This window comes from Amycolatopsis sp. NPDC043889, from assembly GCF_056435645.1.
The window spans coordinates 80,074-104,252 of the sequence record NZ_JBWKEC010000029.1 but is presented as its reverse complement, the minus strand read 5'-3'; the positions used below and the strand labels follow the sequence as shown (position 1 = coordinate 104,252).

Annotated in this window: 21 protein-coding genes; 6 read left to right on the top strand and 15 right to left on the bottom strand. The window is 68.9% G+C overall.

Translation table 11 applies throughout. The features are described 5' to 3' along the window. Window positions 1–192: 192 nt before the first annotated feature. Together tyrS and AC0685_RS34970 are read right to left on the bottom strand one after the other, a co-directional pair. The gene (gene tyrS, locus AC0685_RS34975; RefSeq protein WP_125682428.1) at window positions 193–1,467 is read right to left on the bottom strand and encodes a tyrosine--tRNA ligase; all 1,275 of its coding nucleotides are present in this window, start codon (window positions 1,465–1,467) and stop codon (window positions 193–195) included. Window positions 1,468–1,499: 32 nt separating this feature from the next. Continuing rightward, window positions 1,500–2,135, bottom strand: coding sequence for a DNA-3-methyladenine glycosylase (locus AC0685_RS34970; protein ID WP_478229398.1), 636 nt, complete (start codon window positions 2,133–2,135; stop codon window positions 1,500–1,502). Window positions 2,136–2,256: 121 nt separating this feature from the next. Between AC0685_RS34970 and AC0685_RS34965 the strand changes: the two genes are divergently transcribed. The 3 genes from AC0685_RS34965 to AC0685_RS34955 are packed head-to-tail and all read left to right on the top strand — an operon-like array spanning window position 2,257 to window position 4,138. Beyond that, window positions 2,257–2,832 (top strand): SRPBCC family protein, encoded by a 576-nt coding sequence (locus AC0685_RS34965; protein ID WP_478229397.1) that lies wholly within the window; start codon window positions 2,257–2,259, stop codon window positions 2,830–2,832. Then, window positions 2,829–3,500 (top strand): DUF4166 domain-containing protein, encoded by a 672-nt coding sequence (locus tag AC0685_RS34960; RefSeq protein ID WP_478229396.1) that lies wholly within the window; start codon window positions 2,829–2,831, stop codon window positions 3,498–3,500. The genes AC0685_RS34965 and AC0685_RS34960 overlap by 4 nt, the downstream gene beginning before the upstream one ends. After that, window positions 3,500–4,138: a TetR/AcrR family transcriptional regulator gene (locus tag AC0685_RS34955; protein ID WP_478229395.1), complete on the top strand. Its 639-nt coding sequence runs from the start codon at window positions 3,500–3,502 to the stop codon at window positions 4,136–4,138. The genes AC0685_RS34960 and AC0685_RS34955 overlap by 1 nt, the downstream gene beginning before the upstream one ends. Before the next feature lie 59 nt (window positions 4,139–4,197). On the opposite strand, the gene argH is transcribed toward AC0685_RS34955, so the two are convergent. The 8 genes from argH to argC are packed head-to-tail and all read right to left on the bottom strand — an operon-like array spanning window position 4,198 to window position 11,737. Continuing rightward, window positions 4,198–5,613: an argininosuccinate lyase gene (gene argH / locus AC0685_RS34950; RefSeq protein ID WP_478229394.1), complete on the bottom strand. Its 1,416-nt coding sequence runs from the start codon at window positions 5,611–5,613 to the stop codon at window positions 4,198–4,200. A 27-nt stretch (window positions 5,614–5,640) separates the two neighbouring features. Continuing rightward, window positions 5,641–5,994 (bottom strand): argininosuccinate synthase, encoded by a 354-nt coding sequence (locus tag AC0685_RS34945; protein ID WP_478229393.1) that lies wholly within the window; start codon window positions 5,992–5,994, stop codon window positions 5,641–5,643. Next, the gene (locus AC0685_RS34940; protein WP_340688373.1) at window positions 5,984–6,505 is read right to left on the bottom strand and encodes an arginine repressor; all 522 of its coding nucleotides are present in this window, start codon (window positions 6,503–6,505) and stop codon (window positions 5,984–5,986) included. The genes AC0685_RS34945 and AC0685_RS34940 overlap by 11 nt, the downstream gene beginning before the upstream one ends. Then, window positions 6,502–7,428, bottom strand: coding sequence for an ornithine carbamoyltransferase (argF, locus tag AC0685_RS34935; protein WP_478229392.1), 927 nt, complete (start codon window positions 7,426–7,428; stop codon window positions 6,502–6,504). The genes AC0685_RS34940 and argF overlap by 4 nt, the downstream gene beginning before the upstream one ends. 16 nt (window positions 7,429–7,444) lie before the next feature. Beyond that, window positions 7,445–8,638: an acetylornithine transaminase gene (locus tag AC0685_RS34930; protein ID WP_478229391.1), complete on the bottom strand. Its 1,194-nt coding sequence runs from the start codon at window positions 8,636–8,638 to the stop codon at window positions 7,445–7,447. After that, on the bottom strand, window positions 8,635–9,555 hold the full coding sequence (gene argB, locus AC0685_RS34925) for an acetylglutamate kinase (protein WP_340688371.1): 921 nt from the start codon (window positions 9,553–9,555) through the stop codon (window positions 8,635–8,637). The genes AC0685_RS34930 and argB overlap by 4 nt, the downstream gene beginning before the upstream one ends. Then, entirely contained in the window at window positions 9,552–10,712 is a 1,161-nt protein-coding gene (argJ, locus tag AC0685_RS34920; RefSeq protein ID WP_478229390.1) for a bifunctional glutamate N-acetyltransferase/amino-acid acetyltransferase ArgJ, read from the bottom strand. The genes argB and argJ overlap by 4 nt, the downstream gene beginning before the upstream one ends. Next, complete coding sequence (argC, locus tag AC0685_RS34915) at window positions 10,709–11,737, bottom strand: N-acetyl-gamma-glutamyl-phosphate reductase (RefSeq protein WP_478229389.1); 1,029 nt, start codon at window positions 11,735–11,737, stop codon at window positions 10,709–10,711. The genes argJ and argC overlap by 4 nt, the downstream gene beginning before the upstream one ends. Before the next feature lie 257 nt (window positions 11,738–11,994). Here argC and AC0685_RS34910 point away from each other — a divergent pair, with 257 nt between their 5' ends. After that, a complete protein-coding gene (locus AC0685_RS34910) occupies window positions 11,995–12,960 on the top strand; it encodes a helix-turn-helix transcriptional regulator (protein ID WP_478229388.1) in 966 nt (321 codons plus the stop codon). Window positions 12,961–13,002: 42 nt separating this feature from the next. Here the strand turns inward: AC0685_RS34910 and AC0685_RS34905 are convergent, their stop codons facing one another. Further along, the gene (locus tag AC0685_RS34905) at window positions 13,003–13,497 is read right to left on the bottom strand and encodes a helix-turn-helix domain containing protein (protein ID WP_478229387.1); all 495 of its coding nucleotides are present in this window, start codon (window positions 13,495–13,497) and stop codon (window positions 13,003–13,005) included. Window positions 13,498–13,635: 138 nt separating this feature from the next. Between AC0685_RS34905 and AC0685_RS34900 the strand changes: the two genes are divergently transcribed. Further along, window positions 13,636–14,184, top strand: a complete 549-nt coding sequence (locus AC0685_RS34900) for a DUF6294 family protein (RefSeq protein ID WP_478229386.1) — start codon at window positions 13,636–13,638, stop codon at window positions 14,182–14,184. 297 nt (window positions 14,185–14,481) lie between these two features. Here AC0685_RS34900 and AC0685_RS34895 read toward each other — a convergent pair whose 3' ends face one another. Next, window positions 14,482–16,068 carry an alpha/beta hydrolase gene (locus AC0685_RS34895; RefSeq protein ID WP_478229385.1) on the bottom strand — a complete coding sequence of 529 codons (1,587 nt, stop codon included), beginning with the start codon at window positions 16,066–16,068 and terminating at the stop codon, window positions 14,482–14,484. Between the two features lie 195 nt (window positions 16,069–16,263). Here AC0685_RS34895 and AC0685_RS34890 point away from each other — a divergent pair, with 195 nt between their 5' ends. Further along, on the top strand, window positions 16,264–16,956 hold the full coding sequence (locus tag AC0685_RS34890) for a DNA alkylation repair protein (RefSeq protein WP_340688364.1): 693 nt from the start codon (window positions 16,264–16,266) through the stop codon (window positions 16,954–16,956). Here the strand turns inward: AC0685_RS34890 and AC0685_RS34885 are convergent. The 3 genes from AC0685_RS34885 to pheS form a co-directional block, all read right to left on the bottom strand. After that, the gene (locus AC0685_RS34885; RefSeq protein WP_478229384.1) at window positions 16,937–20,308 is read right to left on the bottom strand and encodes a tetratricopeptide repeat protein; all 3,372 of its coding nucleotides are present in this window, start codon (window positions 20,306–20,308) and stop codon (window positions 16,937–16,939) included. The two genes, AC0685_RS34890 and AC0685_RS34885, sit on opposite strands and share 20 nt — an antisense overlap. A 95-nt stretch (window positions 20,309–20,403) precedes the next feature. Continuing rightward, the gene (gene pheT / locus AC0685_RS34880) at window positions 20,404–22,971 is read right to left on the bottom strand and encodes a phenylalanine--tRNA ligase subunit beta (protein WP_478229383.1); all 2,568 of its coding nucleotides are present in this window, start codon (window positions 22,969–22,971) and stop codon (window positions 20,404–20,406) included. After that, a complete protein-coding gene (pheS, locus tag AC0685_RS34875) occupies window positions 22,972–24,036 on the bottom strand; it encodes a phenylalanine--tRNA ligase subunit alpha (RefSeq protein ID WP_034321604.1) in 1,065 nt (354 codons plus the stop codon). Window positions 24,037–24,179 lie beyond the last annotated feature (143 nt).

Here is a 24,179-nt window from a genome sequence, read left to right as displayed (position 1 = left end):
GTCATTCCTAGCAGTTTTTGGTGAGACACCCACTCAATCGCACTGAGCGAGAGCTTGGTTCGTGTCCCGGTCGGCCGCCCGGTCTCCCTGGCGACTTGGAGAACTTTACACGCCCCGGAAGGGCCCGAAACAGGGGGGTACCTTAACTGCGTTTCCGCAGGTCAGGGGCCCTGTTTCGGGCCGGGGCCGCGATCAGCCCCCGACGCGCACGCCGGCGACGTTGCGCTTGCCCTTGCGGACCACGAGCCAGCGGCCGTGCAGAGCGTCGTCCGCGGACGGCTTCCACTCCTCGTCGGCGATCTTCGTGTTGTTGACGTACGCGCCGCCTTCCTTGACGGTGCGGCGCGCGGCGCCCTTGCTGTCGACGAGCCCGGCGGCGATCAGCAGGTCGACGATGGTCGACTCTCCGTTCGGGTCGACCTTGCCGTTGGGCACCTCGGCCATCGCGGCGTCGAGAGTCGCCGAGTCGAGCTCACGCAGCTCTCCCCTGCCGAATAGCGCCTGGCTCGCGGCGATGACCTGGCGGGTCGCCTCTTCACCGTGCACCAGGGTCGTGAAGTCCTCCGCCAGCTTCCGCTGCGCGGACCGCAGGTGGGGACGCTGCTCGGTGTCCTCGGCCAGGGCCGCGATCTCCTCCTGCCCGAGGAAGGAGAACATCCGCAGGTAGCGGATGACGTCGGCGTCGGCGACGTTCACGAAGTACTGGAACCAGGCGTACGGCGAGGTCATCTCCGGGTCGAGCCACACACTGCCGCCGCCGGTGGATTTGCCGAACTTGCGTCCTTCGGTGTCGGTGACCAGCGGCGCGGTCAGCGCGTGCGTGTGGCCACCGTCCGTCCGGCGGATCAGGTCGACGCCGCCGACGAGGTTGCCCCACTGGTCGGAGCCGCCGATCTGCAGCTTGCAGCCGTACTCGCGGTACAGATGCAGGTAGTCCTGCGACTGCAGCAGCAGGTAGCTGAACTCGGTGTAGGACATGCCGTCGGCCTCGAGGCGGCGCTTCACCGTCTCGCGGTTCAGCATCATGTTGACCGGGAAGTGCTTGCCGACGTCGCGCAGGAACTCGACCACGGTCTGCTTGCCGGTCCAGTTCAGGTTGTTCTCGATGACCGCGCCGGTCGGCGAGTCGTCGAAGTCGACGAAGCGCTCCAGCTGCCCGCGGATCCGGTCCGCCCACTCGGCGACGGTGTCCAGCGTGTTGAGCGTGCGCTCACCGGTGTCGCGCGGGTCGCCGATCATCCCGGTCGCGACACCAGCCAGCACGATCGGCCGGTGGCCGGCGCGCTGGAAGCGCGAGAGCATCAGCAGCGGGACCAGGTTGCCGGCGTGCAGGCTGGGCGCGGTCGGGTCGAATCCGCAATAGAGCGTGAGAGGTCCTTGGTCGAGGTCTCGCCGCAGTGCGTCGATGTCGGTGGATTGCGCGATCAGGCCGCGCCAGGTCAACTCGTCAAGGATGTGCTCGCTCACGCCTGTAGATCCTCCCGCACCAGGTCAACCGACTATCGGCCGGGGGCGGCCGCCCGTCGCTTGCCGCCACGGCGGTAGGTGGAGACGGCGGGCGATCCGTCGATCCAGAACCGCCACGGCGTGTCCATCGCCATCGCGACACCGACGCGCGGCCCGGTACGGATGTCCGCTCCGGGAACGCGCTCTCCGGAGAACAGCCGGACGGGTGACGCCGGGTCGGTCAGGTCGACGCCGTTCTCGGCACGGTCGATGCCGAGCACCGAGGTGAGGATGGCCGGGCCTTTCGCGAGTTCGCCGTTGCCGCGTGCCGACGGCCTGCGCGCCCTGGCGATATCCGCACCCGACACCACCTCCCCGGCACGCAGCAGCACGGCGCCCGGCTGCCCGTCTTCGGTACCGACGACGTTCGCGCAGAAGTGCATGCCGTAGACGAAGTACACGTACAAGTGCCCCGCCGGTCCCCACATGACCGCGTTGCGCGGCGTCTTGCCGCGATAACAGTGCGACGCGGGGTCGTCGAGCCCTCGGTAGGCCTCGACCTCCACCAGGCGGACGGCGACCGTGCCGTCGGGACCGGTCGCTTCGATCACCGCGCCGAGCAGGAGTGTGGACAGCTCCACCGGATCCAGCGCCAGCTCGCGCCGGGTGAACTGTCTGCCGGTTTCCACGTGCCGCACTCCCCTTACGTCGCGTTCTCCCAGGCCGACCTTAACCGGACCGAGTATTGAGCGGTCGCTCAAACATGCTTTACAGTGGTTTGAGCGGTCGCTCAATACTGGAGGGGGCTCCATGAGCCGAAGAGCGCTTTACGTCGAAACGGTGATCCGGACGGACCTGGACACGCTGTGGCGGTACACGCAGGATCCGCGTCTGCACGCACGGTGGGATCTCCGCTTCGCGCGGATCGAACCGGTCGCGGGCTCGCCGGGACGGTTTCGGTACACGACCGAGTTCCTGGGGTTCGTCGTCAGCGGGACCGGGACACACGCCGGGGAGAGCACGCGGCCGGACGGCGGCCGGACGTCCGCGTTGCGGTTCGCCTCCGCGGACCCACTGTCGCTCATCAGGTCCGGTTCGGGCTACTGGCGCTACACCCCGGTCGACGGCGGTGTCCGGTTCGTCACCGGCTTCGACTACACCACTCGATGGGGTGTCTTCGGCAGGTTCGCCGATCTGCTGTTCCGGCCGCTCTTCGGCTGGATGACGGCCTGGTCGTTCGACAGGCTCCGTCTGTGGCTCGAGACGGGCGGGCCGCCGGAACAGCTCCCGTTGCTCTCGCCCTCGGCGGGGCGCTGCCGCCGGAGCCCGCGGCCGGGCAAGGACGGCGTCACGCCCCGCATCCTCGACACCCTGGAGCAGGCATGATCTTCCGAGAAGCGCTGGGCACCGACTTCGAGTCGTTGCATCCGCGAATGCGTGAACGGCTGTCGCTGAGCACGGAGAACGGCGTCGGGATGATCGGCATCGGCGTGATGGACGAGATCTGGCGCGGCGCCGCGTTCACCACGCCGTTCCTCCGGCTCGGCGCGTCGAGGCACATCCTGTTCCCGGAACGTGGCCGCAACGTCCCTTTCACCATCGAGAACTATCCGTACGTCGACTCGCTCGGCAGGGAGACGGTGTCGTTCGCCCGCACCTTCGAACTGCCGGAACGGCGACGCCGGTTCGACGCTCAGATGATCTACAGCACCGAGCGAGGGAAGATCGTCGACTACTTGGGGACGCATCAGCACCTCGCCGTCGATCTCGACCTGACGGTGCGACCGGACGGTGGCTTCCGCATCCGGTCGGAGGAGTTCCGGATCCGCGAGGGCCCGCTTCGGTGTGTGGTGCCGCGATCCGTCGTCGGTGTGGCCGAGGTCGACGAGTGGTTCGACGCGGAGAGCGGACTCTTCCGCATCGAGATCCAGGTGACGAACCGGCGGTTCGGGCCGCTGTTCGGCTACCGGGGCGCTTTCGAGGCACGGTTCGTCGATCTGCGGCCGGGGGTGAGCGGCGCGGTGAAGCCCCTGCGTGAGAAGGTCCTGGACTGATGAACGGGCCCAGCACGAAACAGCGGTTGATCGACGGAGCGCTGGAGACGATCCGCACCAGCGGGATCACCGCCGTTTCGGCCAGGACCGTCGCCACCGCGGCGGGTACCAACCAGGCGCTGATCTTCTACCACTTCGGCAGTGTCGAGGAGCTGATCGCGCAGGCCTGCGTGACGGCGACCGAAAGCCGCGTCGCCCACTTCCGTGACCGGTTCGCCGAAGTGACCACGCTCGGCGAACTGCTGGACCTGGGCCGGGTCATCCACGCGGAGGAACGCGCCGAGGGGAACATGACGGTCCTCGCCCAGGCACTCGCCGGCGCGCAGGGCGGCGGACGGCTGGCCGAGGCGACGCGGCAGGCGCTGGACAAATGGGTCCGCGAAGTCCAAGGGACCCTGGACCGCGTGCTGGCCGGTTCGCCGGTGCTCGAACTGGCGGAAACCGAAGGACTCGCTCACGCCGTCTCCGCCGGGTTCCTCGGTCTCACACTGTTCGAGTCGGTCGATCCGGACGGCGCCGAGCAGGCGTTGAGCGCGCTGGGACAGCTGGCTGTCCTGGTCGACGTCCTCGAAGGGCTCGGACCGGTCGCCACCCGCGCGGTGCGCGCGAAGCTCCGGAAGAGCGCGAAGCGATCTTGAAGCGCGTGAAGGCCCCCTTCACGCGGCTGAGCCGAGTGAGGGGGCTTTCACGCGAGAGGTCAGCTCAGCCAGGCGCGGTGTTCGGCGACCCGCGCGACCAGCCGGTCCCGCTGCTCGGCGACCCGCTCTGGAGCGGTACCGCCGCGGGCGTTGCGTGAGCTCACCGAGCCCTCGACGGTCAGCACCTCGCGCACGGCGGGCGTCAGTGCCGGGTTGATCTTCTCGAACTCTTCGTCGGTCAGTTCGTCCAGGCCGACACCACGGGCCTCGGCGACGCGGACGCTCTCCCCCGCCGCTTCGTGCGCGACACGGAACGGAACGCCCTGGCGCACCAGCCATTCGGCGATGTCCGTGGCGAGGGTGAACCCGGCGGGCGCCAGTTCGGCGAGCCGGTCGGTGTGGAAGGTCAGCGTCTCGAGCATGCCCGCGATCGCCGGGAACAGCAGTTCCAGCTGCTCGACGGAGTCGAAGACCGGCTCCTTGTCCTCCTGCAGGTCACGGTTGTACGCGAGCGGCTGCGCCTTGAGCGTCGCGAGCAGGCCGGTCAGGTTGCCGATGAGCCGCCCGGCCTTGCCGCGGGTCAGCTCGGCGACGTCCGGATTCTTCTTCTGCGGCATGATCGAACTGCCGGTCGCCCAGGCGTCGTCGAGGGTGACGTAGCCGAATTCGGCGGTGTTCCAGATGATCACCTCTTCGGCGATCCTGGACAGGTTGACCGCGAGCATCGCGACGTCGAAGGCGAACTCGGCGACGAAGTCCCGCGAGGCCGTGCCGTCGATGGAGTTCTCGACGCTGGTGACGAAGCCCAGCTCCTCGGCGACTGCCTCCGGGTCGAGACCGAGCGAGGAACCCGCGAGCGCGCCGGAGCCATAGGGCGACTCGGCGGTGCGAGCGTCCCAGTCACGCAGCCGGGTGACGTCGCGCAGCAGCGACTGACCGTGCGCGAGCAGGTGGTGCGCCAGCAGGACTGGCTGGGCGTGCTGCAGATGCGTGCGTCCGGGAAGGATCGCGTCCGGGTGCCTCTTCGCCTGCGAAACCAGCGCGTCCACGACGCCGAGCGTGCCGGCGACCACCCGCCGGGCGGCGTCCCGCAGCCACATCCGGAACAGCGTCGCGACCTGGTCGTTGCGCGAACGGCCCGCCCGCAGCTTGCCACCGAGTTCGGTGCCCGCCCGCTCCAGCAGACCGCGTTCGAGCGCGGTGTGGACGTCTTCGTCGGCGACGGTCGGGGTGAACGCGCCCGACTCGACGTCCTGCGCGAGGGTGTCCAGCGCGGCGAGCATGCCGGTCAGCTCGTCGTCGGTGAGCAGCCCCGCCTTCCGCAGCACTCGCGCGTGGGCCCGCGACCCGGCGATGTCGTACGGCGCCAGCCGCCAGTCGAAATGGGTCGACGCGCTCAGCGCCGCCATTGCCTCCGCCGGCCCGCTGGCGAACCGGCCGCCCCACAGCTGCACCGGCTGCTCATTCCCGCTCACAACACTCCTCGGATTCCTTGGTTCTCTTCAGGCGACTGACCGGTCGAAGGTAGCGCCTGTGGTGAAGTCGTACAGCGCGCGCTCGTCGCGCGCGGAGTTCACGACCGCGTTGCCGCGGTGCAGGACCAGCCGCACCTCGCCGGACACCCGCCCGGTACTGACCTTTTGCAGTTCCTCGTGCGCGGTGACCAGCGTTACCGCGGCCGGTCCCTCGTAGATCTCGCGTCCTCTGAGCCCGAAGGCGCCGACACGGCGGTTCAGCTGCTGGAAGGCTTCCAGCAGCGTCACGGTCTCCCCGTCGATGGCCACCGGCACACCCTCGTCGAAGGTGATGACCAGCTTCTCCGGGTCGTCCGGGAAGGCGAACCCGTCAGGCGTCACCTTCGGTCTCCTCACCACCGTCCACTGTGGATGACCGTCGGGCCAGCGCCATGAAGCGCTCGGCCAGGTCTTTGCCGGACAACGGTTCCCTCGCGATCACCGCGACCGTGTCATCGCCGGCGATGGAACCGACGACCTCCTCCAGCGCCGCCCTGTCGATGGCGCTGGCCAGGAACTGCGCCGCGCCCGGCGGGGTGCGCAGCACCGTCAGGTTGCCCGACGAGTCCGCCGAAACGAGCAGTTCGGCGAGCAACCGCGAAAGCCTCGACGTGCCACCCTGCACCCCGCGTACCGGGCTGCCGTCCTCGGGAATGACATACACCGGCGCGCCGGAATCCGCACCCCGGAGCTTGACCGCGCCCAGTTCGTCGAGGTCCCGCGAAAGCGTCGCCTGCGTGACTTCGATACCTTCCGCCGCCAGGAGCTTCGCGAGCTCCGTCTGGCTGCGGATGGCCATCGTGGACACGAGTTCGGTGATCCGTGCCTGCCGGGTGACCCTGCTGCCGGTCATCGTCGCTTCTCGTCCATCAGCCACACCAGCAGCGCCTTTTGGGCGTGGAGACGGTTTTCGGCCTCGTCCCAGACCGCGCTGGCCGGTCCGTCGATGACCTCGTCGGTGATCTCCCAGCCGCGGTGCGCGGGCAGGCAGTGCAGCACGATCGCCTCGTCCGCGGCGCGGCGCATCAGCGCGGCGTTGACCTGCAGCTCACGGAACGGGCCGACCCGGTCGAGTCCGTCGTTCTCCTGGCCCATGGAGGTCCAGGTGTCGGTGACGACGACGTCCGCGCCTTCGACCGCGGCGTACGGATCGGTGAAGACCGTGGTGCTGCCGCCGGTCTCCGACGACCGGTGCTTCGCGTCGAGCATGACCTGCTGATCCGGCTGGAAGCCCTCCGGCGAGACGACGCGGACGTGCATCCCGGCCGTGGTCCCGCCCAGCAGCAGCGAATGCGCCATGTTGTTGGCGCCGTCGCCGAGGTACACCAGGGTGAGCCCGGCGAGCTTGCCCTTGCGCTCGCGGATGGTCATCAGGTCGGTGAGCACCTGGCACGGGTGGAACTCGTCGGTGAGCGCGTTGATCACCGGGATGCTCGCCGCCGACGCCATCGCGTCGATGCGCTTCTGGGCGAACGTCCGCCACACGATCGCGTCCAGATACCGCGAGAGCACCCGTGAGGTGTCCTCGATGGTCTCTTCGCGGCCGAGCTGCATGGAGCGGCCGTCGACGATGACCGGGTTCCCGCCGAGCTGGGCGATGCCCACCTCGAAGGAGAACCGGGTCCGGGTGGAGTTCTTTTCGAAGATCGCCGCGACGGACTTGCCCTCCAGCGCGCGGGAGCTGAGCGGCTCGGCCTTCAGCTGGTCGGCGAGATCCAGGATCTCGGCCTGTTCGGCGGGGCTGAGATCGTCGTCACGAAGGAAGTTGCGGAGCATGCGTTTCGTCTCTGTTCTAGGTGGTGGTGGAATCGAGCGCCCCGGGAAGGGCTTCGAGGAATCCCGCGGCCTCTTCGGCGCTCAGGATGAGCGGCGGTGCCAGCCGGATGGTGTCGGGTGCGATCGGGTTGACCAGGTATCCCGCGTCCTGCGCGGCCTTGGCGACCGTCGCCGAGACCGGTTCGCGCAACGCGATGCCGAGCAGCAGCCCCGCACCGCGGACCCCGGACACCAGCGGGTGGCCGAGCTCCTCCACACGGGACGCGATGTCCTTGCCCAGTGCGGAAACGTGATCGTTCAGGTTGTCCTTGGCGATGGTCCTGAGCACGGCGAGCCCGGCGGCGCAGCAGATCGGGTTGCCGCCGAAGGTGGTCCCGTGCTGACCTGGCTTCATCAGCTCGCCTGCCTCGCCGACGCCGATGACCGCGCCGATCGGCAGCCCGCCGCCGAGTCCCTTGGCCAGCGTGACGACGTCCGGGACGATGCCGGTGTGCTGGAAGGCGAACCACGCGCCGGTGCGGCCGATGCCGGTCTGTACCTCGTCGAGGACCAGCAGGGTCCCGGTCGCCTTGGTGATCTCCCGCGCCGCCTGGAGGTAGCCGTCCGGCGCCGGGACGACGCCTGCCTCCCCGAGGATCGGCTCGAGGAACACCGCCGCGGTTTCGGTGTCCACCGCGGCGCGAAGCGCGTCGACGTCACCGTAGGGAACGTGGGTGACGCCCGGGACCAGCGGCGCGAACGCGTCCCGCTTCGACGGCTGACCGGTCAGCGAGAGCGCGCCCATGGTGCGCCCATGGAAGGCCCCCTCGCAGGCGACGATCTTGGTCCGGCCGGTGAGCCTGCTGATCTTCAGCGCGGCTTCGTTGGCCTCCGCGCCGGAGTTGACGAACAGCACCTTCGCGTTGCCGGACAGGCCGGCGACGTCCAGGAGGGTTTCGGCCAGTTCGACGGCGACCGGATTCACGTAGAGGTTCGAGGTGTGCCCGAGTTTCGCGACCTGTTCGGTGACCGCGGCGACCACGGCGGGGTGCGCGTGGCCGAGCGCGTTGACCGCGATCCCGCCCAGCAGGTCGACGTACGGTTTGCCGTCGGCGTCCCAGACCTTCGCCCCCTCGCCGCGGACCAGGGCCAGCGCCGGGGTGCCGTAGTTGTCCATGAGGGACGACTTCCAGTGCTCCTGGCCGTCTACATTGGACTTGTACGTGGTCACGGAAGCTCCGTTTCGGGGAAGACCATGGTACCGATGCCGCGGGAGGTGAAGACCTCCAGCAGGACCGAATGGGCGATGCGGCCGTCGATCACGTGCGCACGACGGACGCCGCCGCGGATGGCGCGCACGCAGGCCTCCATCTTCGGGATCATGCCGCTGGCGAGGCCGGGCAGCAGGGTTTCGAGACGGTCCACGCGGATCCGGTCGACCAGCGAACCGCGGTCCGGCCAGTTGGCGTACAGGCCCTCGACGTCGGTGAGCACGACGAGTTTCTCCGCGCCGAGAGCGGCGGCCAGCGCACCGGCGGCGGTGTCGGCGTTGATGTTGTGCACGATGCCGTCGACGTCCGGGGCCACGGTGGACACCACCGGGATCCGGCCCGCGTTGACGATGTCGAGCACCGCGTCCGGGTTGACCTCGGAAACCTCGCCGACGAGCCCGATGTCGACCGGTACACCGTCCACAGTGGCCTGTTTGCGCTCGGCGGTGAACAGCCGCGCGTCCTCACCGGAGATGCCGACCGCGTACGGGCCGTGCGCGTTGATCAGGCCGACCAGTTCGCGGCTGACCTGACCGGTCAGCACCATGCGGACGATGTCCATCGTCTCGGGCGTGGTGACACGCAGGCCGCCCTTGAACTCGCCCTCGACGCCGAGCCGGTTGAGCATCGCGGTGATCTGCGGGCCGCCGCCGTGCACCACCACCGGACGCAGGCCGGCCATGCGCAGGAAGACCATGTCCTCGGCGAAGGCCTGCTTGAGGCTCTCGTCGATCATGGCGTTGCCGCCGTACTTGACCACGACGGTGGCGCCGTGGAATCGCTGCAGCCAGGGCAGGGCCTCGATGAGGATCGAAGCCTTCTCGGCGGCGGTCGCGAGCCGCTCGTCCGCGGGGACGGTGGATTCGGAAGGGCTCATGACGAGTACGCGCTGTTCTCTTCGACGTACGCGTGCGAGAGGTCGGTCGTGTAGATCGTCGCCCCGTTTTCGCCGAGACCGAGGTCGACGACGATCTGGATGTCCCGGCCCGAGAGGTCGGCCTCGGAGCGGTCCGCCGCGGGCGTGCCGTCGGCGAACAGGGTGACGCCGTTGATCGCGATGGCGACCTTCTCCGGGTCGATCTTCGCGGGTACCCGGCCCAGCGCCATGGCGATGCGGCCCCAGTTCGGGTCCGAACCGAACAGCGCGGTCTTGACCAGGTTGTCCTCCGCGATCGTGCGGCCGACGGCGATGGCGTCGGCCTCGTTCGCCGCACCGGTGACCGTGACGTCGACGTACTTGGTCGCGCCTTCGGAGTCCGCGCGCAGCTGCAGCACGAGGTCGAGACTGACCGCGGTGAGGAGCTCGGTCAGTTCGGCCTCGGTCGGCTCGACGCCGCTGGCGCCGGACGCGAGGACGAGCACCGTGTCGTTGGTGGAAGTACCGCCGTCGACATCGAGCCTGTCGAAGGTCACGCCGGTGGCGGCGCGCAGGGCCTTGTCCAGGACTTCCGGCGTGACGACCGCGTCGGTGGTGAGGACGGAGAGCATCGTCGCGAGGTTCGGGGCGAGCATGCCCGCCCCCTTGGCGAACCCGCCGACGCTCCAGCCGCTGTCGTGCTTCGCGGCGGCCTGCTTCGGCTTGGTGTCGGTGGTCATGATCGCGGTGGCGGCGGCGAGATCGGCGTCGGTACCGGTGCCGAGGCCGGCGAAGGCGGTGTCCACGCCGGAAAGCAGCGCGTCCATCGGCAGCCGTTCGCCGATCAGCCCGGTCGAGCAGACCGCGACCTCGATCGCGCCCGCTTCGAGGAGTTCGGCGACCTTCTCCGCGGTCTTGTGGGTGTCCTGGAAACCGCCGGGGCCGGTGGCGGCGTTCGCGCCGCCGGAGTTGAGGACGACGGCCTTGAGGCGCTGCTGCTTGAGCACCTCTTGCGACCACAGGACGGGCGCGGCCTTGATCACGTTGCGCGTGAACACGCCGGCCGCGACCTGCAGCGGCCCGTCGTTGACGACGAGCGTGAGGTCGAGCTTGCCCTCGGCCTTGATTCCGGCGGCGACGCCCGCGGCACGGAATCCCTTCGGCTGGGTGACGGTCACGGAGCGACTCCTACGGTCGGTAGTCCGGTGGTTTCCGGGAGGCCCAGTGCGATGTTCATCGACTGGACGGCACCTCCCGCGGTGCCCTTGGTCAGGTTGTCGATGGCCGCGACCACGATCAGGCGCCGGGTGTCGGCGTCGACGGTGACCTGCAGCTGGACGTTGTTCGAGCCGACGACCGAAGCCGAGGACGGCCACTGGCCCGCGGGCAGCAGCTGGACGAACGGCTCGGTGGCGTACGCCTTTTCGTAGACCTCGCGGGCGCCATCGGCGTCCAGTTCGGTCTTCAGCGGAGCGCTCGCGGTGGTGAGGATCCCGCGCGGCATCGGGGCCAGCACGGGAGTGAAGGACACCTTGACCCGCTCACCCGAGACCGCGGAAAGGTTCTGCGCGAATTCGGGGGTGTGGCGGTGGGCACCGCCGACGCCGTACGCGGCGGCCGAACCCATCACCTCCGAACCGAGGAGGTTCGGCTTCAGGCTCTTGCCCGCGCCCGAGGTCCCGGTGACGGCGACGACGTTGACCTCCGGCTCGACCAGGCCCGCGGCGAGCGCCGGGGCGAACGCGATCGAACCGCCGGTCGGGAAGCAGCCGGGGACCGCGATGCGTTTGGTCCCGGCGAGGCGCTCGCGGGCACCGGGGAGTTCGGGGAGCCCGTACGGCCATTGCCCCGCGTGGTCGCCGCCGTACCAGCGCTGCCAGTCTGCCGCGTCCGAGAGGCGATGGTCCGCGCCGAGGTCGATCACCAGGACGTCCGGGCCCAGCCGCGCGGCGATGGCGCCGGAATGGCCGTGTGGCAGGGCGAGGAAGACGACGTCGTGCCCGGCCAGGGTCTCCGGGGTCGTCTCCAGCAGGACACGGTCCGCCAAGGGCGCGAGGTGCGGCTGGTGCTGGATGAGCGGCGTCCCCGCGGAGCTGGCCGCGGTGAGCGCGCCGATCTGGACTTCGGGATGGGTCAGCAGCAGGCGCAGGAGTTCGCCTCCCGCGTACCCGCTGGCTCCGGCCACCGCGATCTTCACCGTCATACGCATGATTATGCACTCCCATGCAAGTTCAATCAAACAAAGTCGTGTGGCTCACCCGATTCGGGACTCAGTGGTTGCCATCGGAAGTCCTTCGGGGGTATTCGGCGGATCCAGGTTTCCGCTGGGCGTGCGGCCGCGAGGTCCTCGTACTGAGTTGTACTCGGGCCTCGCGGCCGTGCGTCCAGCGGGAAGCTGGGCCGTCGAGACCCCCGGAGGACTTCCGATGGTGACCACTTAGTACGGGCATCCTTGACCGCATGACCGACACGCCCGCCCGGCTGCTGAGCCTGCTGTCACTCCTGCAAACCCCACGCGAGTGGCCTGGCAGCGAGCTCGCCGACCGGCTGGAGGTCAGTCCGCGGACCATCCGGCGCGACATCGACCGCTTGCGTGAGCTCGGTTACCCCGTCGAAGCGTCGCGAGGTTCCGAAGGCGGTTACCGGCTGGCCGCCGGTACGGCGATGCCGCCGCTGCTGCTCGACGACGAGGAGGCCGTCGCGATCGCGGTCGGTCTCCGGAGTGCCGCCGGGCAGGCGATCTCGGGAATCGAGGAGTCTTCGGTGCGGGCGCTGGCCAAACTCGAGCAGGTGCTGCCGTCGCGGCTGCGGTATCGGGTCGGCGCGCTGGGCGCCGCGACCGTGCCGATCCCGGGCACCGGGTCCGCGGTGGACCCGGAACACCTCACGGTCTTCGCGGGCGCGATCGCCAACACCGAACGGACCCGGTTCACCTATCGCACCGGCGACGGAACCGAATCCCGGCGGCATGTGGAACCGCATCGGCTCGTCTCCGCCGGACGCCGGTGGTACCTGCTCGGCTACGACCTCGACCGGGACGACTGGCGGATCTTCCGCGCGGACCGGATCTCGGAACCGCGGGCGACCGGTGGCCGGGCGACGCCGAGACAGCCACCCGCGAAGGATGTGGCGGCCTATGTCACCGACAAGATGTACAGCCTCCTTCCCACCTACAGCGCACGCGTGACCCTGCACGCGCCGATCGGCCAGGTCTCCCCCGCGATCGGCGAGGGATCCGGCGAGCTGGAACCGATCGACGACGAGAGCTGCGTTTTCCACGCGGGCACGGACACCCTGGACTGGCTCGCGTTCCGCATCCTCGGGCTCGGCTGCGAATTCACCGTGCACGAACCGCCGGAACTGATCGATCATCTCAGGGAGATGGCGGCCAGGGCTCGGCGCGGAACGAAGTCCACAGTGGACTGACGGCGGCCGCGAGGACTTGCCCGCCCTCGCGACCGCACTGGTTCAGCCGGGTTCACCTCCCTCTCGCCTGCTCGGCGGGATCGGGAGATACGCGCCCCGGCGCTCCGGGTCGCAACCGACCCTGGGCAACCGGGCCCGGATCCCGCCCGGTGTCCGCTCGAACCGCCGTGCGATCTCCTCGACGCTTTCCCCGGCCAGCCAACGGCTTTCCAGTTCCGCGTCCAGCTCGTCGGACCACGGCGAGCCCTGCTGGGCGGGGCGGTCCGCCGATCTTCGGCGGCCGTTCCTGGCGTTGCCCCGCCCGGCGAACGCCAGGAGGGTGTCGGAAAGGACGGTCGCCAAGGCCGGTACGGCTTCGGCGTCCATATCGAGCCTGCCTTCGGCGACAGGCTCTTCTTGCGGTCCGGCTCCGCCGACCATGACGGTCACCCAGCGGTCTTCCCCGGCCGCGCCGCCACCCTCACGGGCGGCGACCTCGATGCGATAAACGGTGTCCTGCACGCGGATCTCGGTCCGGTGCTCTTCGACGATGGTCATGCCGGGGACGCTAACGGGCGGCGCCGACAGTTTTCCGGCGCGGTGAGGGGACTCGGTGCGTGACCGGAACTTTCATCGCTTTCCGGACCGCGAGGGTGCCGCTCACGCACTATCGGCCACCCCTGTTGCCGCACCTAAGTGATCCAGACCGCGCTCACCCGCGATTTAGCGTTGCTCACCGGTTCTTTCACGACGGATGACCGGCCGGCACGGATCGACGATTTTCGGGGAGGAAACATGAAAACCAAAGCACGTCGGATGGCGCTTTTCGTGACAATGCTCGTGTTCACGATCGGGGCCGTCTTCGTCACGCCCGCCTCGGCCGGGACGACGGCGTCCGCCACCGCGCAGGCCACCTGCACCGGAGCGGATTCCTGCTGGTTCACCTGGGGTCGTATCCAGGCAGGCGACTGCACGATGGACAACGCGAAATGGACGCTCAGACGCAACGGCAGCGCTTCGTTCGAAGCGACGATCGTCAGCAGCGACAGCAACGACGCGTGGCTGATGTGGGTGAACACCCTGGACAGCAACGGCATCGTCCTCGGGCCCATCCATCACGGCGGTGACACCAAGTTCGTCAAGGGCACCGTCAAGAACGTGTGGCACTGGTGGTTCGCCGAGGGGTCGTTCGACGCCGCGTTCTTCGACCGCATCCACAGCATGCGGATGACGAGTCACTGCTAGCGGACACACGCCGGGGCCGCAGCTCAGTGTCCCCAATGTCGCATTGGGGACACTGAGCGCTTCCAATGCGGCATTGGGAACCTGACCGGCTCCCGATCCGCCACCCACACCCTGAAGCGACCAAACGCCCCAAACCTCAACGGCCATGTCGCGAAAGCCACTTTCGAGACACCAGACGTCACTGTGGCTTTCGCGACACCGGCCCGCCCACGAACGCGACACGAAGCGTTCGACCTTCTCGTCACAGAAAACGCCCCGGTCCAGGAAATCCGGACCGGGGCGTTTCCAGCGAGAAACTCAGAAAGGCAGCGCCTGAGCCAGCGCCTCCTTCTTCACTTCGGTGACCGAGGACGGAAGGTCGGACTTGGCGGCCGCGGAAGCACCGGCGGGAACCGGCGCCGGGACCGGGGAGCACTGCACGTCCGAACCGTTGCCCGGCTTGCGCACCGGCAGCTTTCCGGTCAGCAGGTAGTCCGCGATCTTGTCGTCCACACAGGACACACCGGACAGCGAGCCCGAGTGCGTCGTGCCGCCCGGAGCGCTGATCAGGCTGGAGTTCGGGTAGCGCTTGCGGACCTCGAGGCTGCCGGGGTACGGCGTCGCGGCGTCGTTCTCCTCGTTGACCAGCAGGATGCCGGGGACCTTGCTCCCGTCGATCTCCACCGGCTTGCCCGGTTTGGCGGGCCAGTCGAGGCACGGCGCGTTGAACCAGGCGTTGCCCCAGGTTTCGAACGGCGCCCGGAAGTGCGTGACCCAGTTGTCGAACTTCCAGCGGGGCCAGCTCTGCGGCCACGCCACGTCGGTGCACTGCACGGCCGCGTACACCGCGTAGCCGTTGTCCTGGCCCGGCGGGTTGGAGTCGTCGTACAGGCCCTTCAGGGTCTGCCAGTCACCCTTGTGCACCCAGCCGGCGAACGCGTTCGCGATGTCTTCCCAGCCGAACACGTAGTAGCCCGCCTGCAGGAAGATGTCCGTCCACTCGGACCCGCCGATGACGCCTCCCGCGGGCTTGTCGTACAGCTTCTTCTGCTCGGCGTACCACAGCTTCTCGACCGCGGCCGCGGTCTTGCCGAGGTGGTAGACGTCGTCGTACTTCGCGAGCCAGCCGAAGTAGATCTTGATGTTCTTGTCGAAGGCGATGTCCTGGTTCAGGTTCGCCTTGTACCAGACGTCGCGGGGGTCGACGGTGCCGTCGAACACCATCCGCCGCACGTTCTGCGGGAACAGTGTGCTGTAGACCTGCCCGAGGTAGGTGCCGTAGGAGAAGCCGTAGTAGTTGATCTGCTTCTCGCCCAGCGCCTTGCGCAGGCTGTCGACGTCCTTCGCCACATCGATGGTCTTGATGTGGTCGAGGATCGCGCCGTTCTTGGCGCACGCCTTCGCGTAGCCCTTCGCCTTCTCACGCCACGCGGTCTCGATGGCGCGCGTGGTCGGCACGTACTGCGGGCGGTTGTAGGAGGCGTAGTTCCCGTCGCAGGTCAGGGACGGCTTGCTCTCTCCCACGCCGCGCGGGTCGAAGCCGATCCAGTCATACTCCTCACCGGCCTTCTTGGGGACGGTCCTGCCGAGGGTCGAGAGGCCGAGGCCGGAGCCGCCGGGTCCGCCCGGGTTGACCAGCATGACCCCCTGCGACTTGGCGGCCTTGTGCTTCACGCGCGAGACGGCGATCGAGATCTTCTCCCCGCCGGGCTTCGCGTAGTCCAACGGGACCTCGAGGAAACCGCATTCCGCGCCGGCCTTGACCAGGCTCGGGCGGGTACAGGCTCCCCAGGAGATGGGCTTCGGATCGAAGTCCGACGCCGAGGCGGCCGTGGCGGAGGGAGCGAGCGCCATGGTGCCGACGCCGATCCCCGCGACCGCCAGGGCGGCAACGAATTTCTTCACTGTGTTCCTTTTCGTCCGCGTTCGACCCGGTCGGGCCGAAGCTACCGAGAACCGGCTTCAATCTCGCTGACCGACACGTTGACCGCCATCCCTCTTTAGTCGGTATCCGGTCTGAGAACGGGTCCGATCCGGGCATATCCGTCTTGTCGGTCCCCTGTCGTACGCTCGCGGCGCCCACTGGGGAAAGGAGAACGCGTGGACGAGGTGAAAAGCCTGGTTTCGGCGGTTCGCAACGGTTTGGCCGGACTGGCCGACCCGGAAAAGGCTCCGTCGATGCGGGCGTACATGAAGTCGGAGATGCCGTTCCTCGGGGTGGCGTCCCCGCCTCGGACGGCCTTGCTGAAGCGGGTTTACGCCGAACATCCGCTACCCGATCGAGTGAGTTTCTCGACGGCAGTTCTCACCTTGTGGCGTGAAGCGGAATTCCGTGAAGAGCGCTATGCGGCGATCGCCCTGTCCGGTCACCGTGCCTACGCCCGCTGGCAGGACGGCGATCTGCTCGGCCTGTACGAGGAGATGATCGTGACGGGCGCCTGGTGGGACTACGTGGACGAAGTCGCGATCCGCCGGGTCGGGCCGATCCTGCGGGCGGAGCCGGATACGGTGACCACGCTGATGCTGACCTGGGCCTACGACGAGGACAGGTGGCGTCGCCGCACATCGGTCATCTGCCAGATCGGCGCCAAGGGCGGAACGGACACCGACCTGCTCACCCGCTCGGTCGAAGCCAACATCGACGACAAGGACTTCTTCCTGCGCAAAGGGATCGGCTGGGCCCTGCGCGAGTACGCGAAGACCGAGCCGGACTGGGTGCGTGCCTTCGTCACCGCGCATCCGGCGCTGTCCACGCTGTCCAGGAAGGAGGCGCTCAAGCACCTGGGCGAGTGAGCACCGGCCGGGGAACGAGGGCGATGAGTTCCTCGATCTCTCCGCCGAGTTCGGGCATCAGCTCTCGAAGGTCTTTCAGGTCGCGGAGCAGGATGAGTCGCGTCTCGCGGGGCGGTTCCTTCTCCAGCAATGCCCTGAGTTCACGTGTCGCGTCGGCGTGACGTCCGAGGGCGAGGAGATAGAAGAGCGGCTGAACCCGGTCCTCCCAGCCGAGGTCTTCTGCCGCGTTCCGCTTGACTGCTTCGTCGAGGCCGGCGGCGAAGGACTGGTGAGCTTCCTCAGTTCTTCCAGCCTTCAGCCAGGCGATCGCGAGGAGATTGCGAGCCCACACGGACTCCGGCGCTAGCGGACGCAGGATCTCCATCGCCTCGTCCGTCTCCCCCGCGAACAGCAAAGCCTCCCCGAGGTTCTCGCGGTGATCGGCGTCATCGGGATCCGAGACGACCAGTTCGCGCAGCTCCCGGATGGCTTCGCCGTACTCACCCGCCTGACGGTGGATGTCCGCGCGCAGGGCGCCGGTCTCGTCGTCACCGGCGGCCAGCGCGCTGTCCACATCGGACAAAGCGCCCTCGAAATCGCCGAAGAGGAGGCGGTGGTGGGCACGCCGATAGAAGGCGTATCCCTCGTCCTGTCCCAGCCGGACCCCCTCGTCCAACGCGGCGCGGGCTTCCTCGTGCCGGTCGAGACCTCTGAGGATGTCCCCCCGGGTGGTGTGGAAGAAGGCCATCTCCGGGCTCGCCTCGACCGCGACGTCGATGTCGGCGAGAGCGGCCGGATGATCGCCGGACCTCCGGTGCGTCATCGCGCGCCGGGCGTACGCCGGCACGTTACCGGGTTCGAGTTCGATCGCGCGGCTCAAAGCCTCCAGCGCTTCGCCATTCCTTCCCAGGCGGCTGAGCACTATTCCTCGCTGGAGGTGATTCTCGGCGTCTTCGGGGGCCAGTTCGATGGCGCGCTCGTAGTCGGCGAGCGCCGCCGTGCGATCTTCCAGGTCGTCGTATGCCCGCCCGCGCATGTAGTACGCCCACTCGTAGTCCGGGTCGATCCGGAGCGCGGTGGTGAAGCCGTCGATGGCGAGCCGGTGCCGCTTGCCGCGGTGGTGGAACGCCGCCCGCATCGCATGGGCACTGGCGCTGCCCGGGTCCGCCGCGACGATCGTGTCGAAGGCCGCCGTCGCCGCGTCCTCGTCTCCGGTCTGCTCGAGGAACGACGCGAGTTCGGTCAGGTAGAACACGTCCTTCGAGCGGAGGGCGGCGGCAGCGCGGTGGCAGGCGAGCGCCTCTTCTTTGTCGCCGAGCTCCGCGAACAGCGTGGCGCGGTAGTGGACGGCCCAGGCGTAGTCGGGATCGAGCCTGATCGCGATGTCGATCTCGTCGATCGCCTTCCGGACGTCACCGCGCTTGAAATACACCTCGCTCCGGATGGTGTAGGCCCACCGGTGATCGGGCTGGAGGCGAACGGCCTCGTCGAGGTCGGCCATCGCACCCTCGAGGTCGCCGAGCTCGGCCCTGGCCGAACCGCGCCCACGCCACGAGTAGGCGTAGGTCGGATCGAGTTCGATCGCCCGGTCCAGGTCCGAAAGTGCCCGTTCCCAGTCGCCCTCGTTGTGGAACAGGTTGCCCCGATCGCTCCACGCATAGGGATCGGCGGGGTTCAGATCGACAGCCCGGTCGAAGTCCCGCTTCGCCGCGGCGACGTCGTCTTGCCCTTCGTAGGCCCACGCGCGGCGCCGGAGCACGGTGGAAAGCCGGGCCGCGTCGAGTTCGCCCGCACCGGCGAGCAGGTCGAGCACCGGGATCTCACCGTCGCCGACCGCGGCGGCCAGGCGCTGCCCCCAGCCCAGGACCGCTGGCGCGTCCGCGTCGGCACCCGCCTGCTCCATCATGCGCGCCCAAACGCGGGCGGAAGCGGTGCCGGTGGTGATCATCTCGGCGGCGCCGAGCAGCGCGTCCGGCAGCGCCTCGGCCGGGTCGCCGCAGAGCCGGTGGTAGGTCTGTTCGAGCTTTCGCTTCTGCCAGCGCTCGTCGTTCCACGCATCGCGGTGGCGGCTGAAGCCGAGTTCGGCGCACCGGCCTTCGTAGTACTCGCTGAGCCTGCGGTGACGTTCGGCGAACTCGCCGGGTGAACGGCCGCGTTCCATGCGCACCATCGGGCCGCGGACCACCGGGTGATAGCGCACCGGGAGCTCACGGCGCCCGACGAACGGCAGTTCCCGCAGCCAGCGGAAGATCTCCCCCGCGCTTTCCTTCCCGGTCAGCACGCCGATGACGTCCTCGTCCAGGAAGCGGGGCAACGACGCCGTGGCGGCGATGTCCTTTCTGGCCTTTTCGGGAACCCAGTGCAGGAACCGCTTGACCGCGTCGTCGCTGGGATCGCCGACCGCGTCCGCTTCGGCGGGGTTCCCGCGAGCCAGCATGGCGACGAGAACGGGCAGGCCGTCGGTCAGCCGCAGCACGATCTCGACGACCTTTTCGTCGGCGATCCCGTGCTCGGCGAGCAGGCGGCGCGCCTCCGGCTCGGTGAACGGCCGGAGTTCGATCTCGCGCACCAGCGGCGCGTGCCGGTTCCATTTCGCCTCGTCCAGCGGGAACTGGCCCGCGACCGTGAACACCAGGTTCTGCGGGAGATCGCCGTACAGTCCTCCGAACAGGTCGAGCAGCCAGGTCTCCAGTACCGGCGCCGTCCGTTCGAAGGTGTCGAAGAACAGCGCGATCTGCCGGGTCTCCGGAATACGCCAGAGATCTTCGACGAACGGTTTGGTCAGCTCTTCCGCCGGTTCCAGGAGCAGCTGGACATCGGCCTTCCGCTTGAACTTCGCCGCGAGGTAGACCTGCAACTGCTCCAGCTGTTTCGCCGTCGCGTCCGCGTCGATCGCGTCGGCGGCGATGCTTCCGCCGGGCAGGGTCTTCGCCACGCCGAGGCCGGCCTTGACCACGGTCTTCGTCACGAGCTCGCGGCCTGCCGCCGGAGCCTGCGGATCGTTGTGGAGCCGTTCCCTGGCCTTGAGGTAGGACTCGTGGCGTTTCTCGAACCGGCGCATCTCGTGCCCGGCGCGAGCGAGGTCCTTCGCCAGTTTGACCAGTGTCGCGGGCAGATCCTGTTGCCGGTCGTCCGCGAAGCCGACGGCGGCGCGGGTTTCCTCGGCGATACCGCGAAGCTGGTCGAGCAGGAAGGACTTGCCGACCCCGGCGAGACCGTGCACCGAGTACAGATACCGGCGGCGCCGGTCGCTTCCGGGCAGCCCCAGATTGCTCCGGAAGTCCTCGCGTTCCCCGACCCTGCCGACGAAACCGTCGCTCAGCCGGGCGCGGGCGATGTCTTGGATACTGGACCGACCGTCTGGACGTGACACAAGTCCTCACTTTGCCACACCTGAAGCGCGTGAAGGCCCCCTTCCCTCTGCTGATGGAATCAGGCATGGAAGGGGGCCTTCACGGGACTTTCGGGTCAGGCCCGCAGGCTCGCGCCGAAACGTTCACCCGCGACCGCGACGGCGGCGTCGCGGGCCTTGGTGGCCTCGTCGACGGTCAGCGTGCGGTCCGCGGCACGGAACCGCAGCTTGTACGCCACCGAACGCTTGCCCTCGCCCAGCTGCTCACCCTGGTACGAGTCGAACAGCGTGATGTCCTCGAGCAGTTCGCCCGCGCCTTCGCGCAGCGCCTCGGCCAGGTCGGCTGACGGGACGCTCGCCTCGGCGACGAGGGCGACGTCGAGCAGCACCGGCGGGTACGCCGAGATCCGCGGCGCCGGACGGCCGTCCGGGATCGGGATCGCGTCCAGGTCGAGTTCCATCGCGACGGTGCGCGGCGGCAGCCCGAGCGCCTCGACGACCTTCGGGTGCAGCTCACCGGCGTAGCCGACGGGCCACTGGCCCACCCGCAGCTGCGCGCAGCGCCCGGGGTGCCACGGCGGCTGGTCCGCGGCGGCGGTGGTCAGCTCGACACCGGCGGCCTGCGCGACCAGCCGCGCGGCCTGCACCGCGTCGGCCCAGTTCGCCTGCTCGCCCGCACCCCACCAGCCGGCACGGGCACGCTGGCCCGCGAGCACGACGGCGACGTGCAGCGGCTGCGGCGGGACCGCCGCCTCCAGCACCGCGAGCTCCTCGTCGGTCGGGCGCCGGTCCACCCCGAGCGAAGGCATCGGGATCGGGTTCGGCCCGGGCAGCACGACCTGTCCGATGTGGAACAGCGAGACATCCTTGAAACCACGGGAGATGTTGCGCTGCAAGGTATCCAGCAGCCCCGGCAGCAAGGTGCTCGCCATCCGGTCCTTATCCGCCTCCAGCGGGTTGCGGACCTTCACGGTGCTGCGGCGGACGTCGTCCTCGGGCAGCCCGAACGCGTCCCAGACCGAGTCCGAGATGAACGGGAAGGGCAGCACCTCGACGTAGCCGTTCTCCGCCAGCGCACGCGCGACCGAACGACGGCGGCGCTGCGTGTCGGTGAGGCCCCGGCCCGCCGGAGCGTCTGGCAGCACCGACGGGATGCTGTCGTAGCCCTCCAGCCGGAGCACCTCCTCGACCAGGTCGGCGGGCTGCACCAGGTCACCGCGCCAGCTCGGCGGGACGGCGGTCACCAACGCGGTGCCGTCCTCGGCCGTGCCCACGTTGACCTTGCAGCCGATCTGCGAGAGCCGTTTGACCGTGACGCCGCGCTCGTAACGCACCCCAGCCACCTGGTCGGGCAGGCTGATCGGCATGGTCACCGGCGGGTTCGGCTCGACGCCGCCCTCGTCGGTGCGGCCGGGCAGGATCGAGCCCTCGCCGTACTGACGCAGCAGGCGTGCGGCGAGCTCGACGGCCACCGCGCACAGCTGCGGGTCGGTGTAGCGTTCGAACCGCTTGGCCGCCTCGGAGAACAGCTTGTGACGGCGGGCCGTGCGGCTGATCGACGACGGATCCCAGTGCGCCGCCTCGAGCAGCACGTCGGTGCTCTCCGGCGTGATCTCGGTCGACGCGCCACCCATCGTGCCGGCGAGCCCGATGATCCCTGTGTCGTCCGCGATCACCACGTCGTCAGTGTCGATCGCACGCTCGACATCGTCCAAAGTGGTCAGCTTCTCGCCCGGCTTGCCCTTTCGCACCACCAGGTCGCCCTTGACCGACCCGGTGTCGTACGCGTGCAGCGGGTGCCCGAGTTCGAGCATGACGTAGTTGGTCACGTCGACCGCGAGCGAGATCGAGCGGATACCCGACAGCATCAGGCGGCGGCGCATCCACCACGGCGTCGGCGCGGTCGCGTCGAGGTTCTTGACCCGGCGCAGCACAAACCGCTTGCAGCCCTCGGTGTCTTCGAGGTGCACCGGCCAGACATCGCTCTCGGCCTCGGGGACCTCGATGGACGCCGGGTCGCCGAAGGGGACGTCGAGCGCGTTCGACAGCTCGCGAGCCAGGCCGCGGACCGACAGGGTGTACCCGCGGTCCGGGGTCGGCGTCACCTCGAGGACGGTGTCGTCGAGGCCGAGCAGCTTGTTCGCGTCCTCGCCGGGGCTGGCCGTGCTCGGCGGCAGCACCAGGATGCCGGAGTGGTCGTCACCGATGCCGAGTTCGCTCGCGGAGCAGATCATGCCGTCGCTGAGGCGGCCGTAGGTCTTGCGCGCGCCGATCTCGAACCCACCGGGCAGCACGGTGCCGGGCAGCGCGACGACGACCAGGTCGCCCTCGGCGAAGTTCGAGGCGCCGCAGATGATTCCGCGGGTCTTGATCCCCGTGGGGCCTTCGTCCTCGAAAGGACCTTCGTCGTCGTCCTCGTCATCGTCGAGGTTCTCGTCGGGCTTGTCGGTGTCGTCACCCGATTCGCCGACGTCGACCCGGCAGAAGCGGACCGGCTTCTTGAACTCGGTGAGCTCCTCGATCTCGGCGACGCGGCCGACCACGAGCGGGCCGGTGACCGGTTCGAGTTTCCGGACGTCGTCGACCTCGATGCCGATGCGCACGAAGGCGTCGGCCAGATCCTGGGCCGTGACCTCCTCGTCGACGTCGAGGTGTTCGGTCAGCCAGCTGGCTGGGACCTTCACTCAGGCCTCCGTTCCGAAGGGCAGGGTGAACCTGATGTCGCCCTCCACCATGTCGCGCATGTCCGGGATTCCGTTGCGGAACTGCAGGGTGCGCTCGATACCCATGCCGAAGGCGAAGCCCGAGTAGACCTCGGGATCGACGCCGCAGGCACGCAGGACGTTGGGGTTGACCATGCCGCAGCCACCCCACTCGACCCAGCCGGGTCCGCCCTTCTTCTCCTCGAACCAGACGTCGACCTCGGCCGACGGCTCGGTGAACGGGAAGAAGTGCGGGCGCAGGCGGGTCTTCGAGGTACCGCCGAACATCGCGCGGGCAAAGGCGTCGAGGGTGCCCTTGAGGTGCGCCATCGTCAGGCCCTTGTCCACCGCGAGCCCTTCGACCTGCGAGAACACCGGGGTGTGCGTGGCGTCGAGCTCGTCGGTCCGGTAGGTGCGGCCGGGGCAGACGACGTACACGGGCAGGTCACGGTGCAGCAGCGTGCGGGCCTGCACCGGCGAGGTGTGCGTCCGCAGCACCAGGCCGGAGTCCTCCTCGCCGAGGTAGAACGTGTCCTGCAGCTGGCGCGCGGGGTGGTCCTTGCCGAAGTTCAGCGCGTCGAAGTTGAACCACTCGGCTTCGAGTTCCGGGCCTTCGGCGATCTCGTAGCCCATCGCGATGAACGCGTCGGCGATCCGATCCGACAGGGTCGCGATCGGGTGCCGGGCGCCCCGGGGCACGCGGTCCCACGGGAGCGTGACGTCGACGGCCTCCTCACGGAGCACCTTTTCGTCACGTTCTGCTTGGAGCACGGCTCGGCGCGCGTCGAACGCGGCCTGGATGCCCTGGCGCGCTTCGTTGACCCGCTTGCCGGCCTCGGCCTTCTCCTGCTTCGGCAGGGCGCCGATCTCGCGGCGGGCGAGCAGCAGCGGAGACTGGTCCCCGAGGTGGGCGGGTTTGACCGCGGCCAGCGCGTCGAGATCCGCCGCGGCCGCGAAATCGGTCTCGGCCTGTTTGACGGCGGCCGTCAACGTTTCCGGCGCGAGCGTTCCCGCCTGGGGGTCCTGCTTGTCGTTGGCTTCGGACATAACTCCTCGGCGTCCGCTGGGACTGGTCCGGTGCACGCGAGCGCACACATGGGTTTAGCAGCTGCTGAATTCTATGGGACAGCGAACGGCGGCCCCCGATCACCCTCGGGCTGGGCACACCGTCACTCGGACGTGCGAAATCC

Coding starts and splice junctions, on each gene's coding strand:
- argF (WP_478229392.1), bottom strand. CDS start 7,428: ATGCTCCGCAACTTCCTTCGTGACGACGATCTCAGCCCCGCCGAACAG.
- AC0685_RS34965 (WP_478229397.1), top strand. CDS start 2,257: ATGAGCCGAAGAGCGCTTTACGTCGAAACGGTGATCCGGACGGACCTG.
- argB (WP_340688371.1), bottom strand. CDS start 9,555: ATGAGCCCTTCCGAATCCACCGTCCCCGCGGACGAGCGGCTCGCGACC.
- AC0685_RS34940 (WP_340688373.1), bottom strand. CDS start 6,505: ATGACCGGCAGCAGGGTCACCCGGCAGGCACGGATCACCGAACTCGTG.
- pheS (WP_034321604.1), bottom strand. CDS start 24,036: ATGTCCGAAGCCAACGACAAGCAGGACCCCCAGGCGGGAACGCTCGCG.
- AC0685_RS34910 (WP_478229388.1), top strand. CDS start 11,995: ATGACCGACACGCCCGCCCGGCTGCTGAGCCTGCTGTCACTCCTGCAA.
- argC (WP_478229389.1), bottom strand. CDS start 11,737: ATGACGGTGAAGATCGCGGTGGCCGGAGCCAGCGGGTACGCGGGAGGC.
- AC0685_RS34905 (WP_478229387.1), bottom strand. CDS start 13,497: ATGACCATCGTCGAAGAGCACCGGACCGAGATCCGCGTGCAGGACACC.
- AC0685_RS34960 (WP_478229396.1), top strand. CDS start 2,829: ATGATCTTCCGAGAAGCGCTGGGCACCGACTTCGAGTCGTTGCATCCG.
- AC0685_RS34955 (WP_478229395.1), top strand. CDS start 3,500: ATGAACGGGCCCAGCACGAAACAGCGGTTGATCGACGGAGCGCTGGAG.